The 847-nt window shown below is 47.5% G+C and carries 1 protein-coding gene; it reads left to right on the plus strand.

The genetic code is table 11. The annotated features are described in order from the left end of the window. The coding region (gene tuf / locus AACQ75_RS09905) for an elongation factor Tu (RefSeq protein ID WP_170889827.1) at window positions 1–847 on the plus strand (847 nt) is incomplete at both ends.

The following is an 847-nucleotide window of genomic DNA, read 5'->3' on the forward strand; positions in this document are numbered from 1 at the left end:
TGTCTAAAGCAAAATTTGAACGTACGAAACCGCACGTAAACGTTGGTACTATCGGCCACGTTGACCACGGTAAAACAACTCTAACTGCTGCTATCTGTACTACACTTGCAAAAGTGTACGGTGGTGAAGCGAAAGACTTCGCATCTATCGATAACGCTCCAGAAGAGCGCGAGCGCGGTATTACAATCAATACTTCTCACGTAGAGTACGATACACCAGCACGCCACTACGCACACGTAGACTGCCCAGGACACGCTGACTATGTTAAAAACATGATCACAGGTGCTGCGCAAATGGACGGCGGTATCCTAGTTGTTGCTGCAACAGATGGCCCAATGCCACAAACTCGTGAGCACATCCTACTTGGTCGCCAAGTTGGTATTCCTTACATCATCGTATTCATGAACAAATGTGACATGGTTGATGATGAAGAGCTTCTAGAGCTAGTAGAAATGGAAGTTCGTGAGCTTCTATCTGAGTACGATTTCCCAGGTGATGACCTACCAGTTATCCAAGGTTCTGCACTAGGCGCACTAAACGGCGAAGAGCAGTGGGAAGCGAAAATCATTGAACTTGCTGAAGCGCTAGACACTTACATTCCAGAGCCTGAGCGTGCAGTAGACCAAGCATTCCTACTACCAATCGAAGACGTATTCTCAATCCAAGGTCGTGGTACAGTAGTAACTGGCCGTATCGAGCGCGGTATCCTACGTGTAGGTGACGAAGTTGCGATCATTGGTATCAAAGACACAATCACAACGACTTGTACAGGTGTTGAGATGTTCCGTAAGCTGCTTGACGAAGGTCGTGCAGGTGAGAACGTTGGTGCACTTCTACGTGGTACTAA

The organism is Vibrio sp. B1-2, from assembly GCF_963888445.1.
Classification (GTDB): domain Bacteria; phylum Pseudomonadota; class Gammaproteobacteria; order Enterobacterales; family Vibrionaceae; genus Vibrio; species Vibrio anguillarum.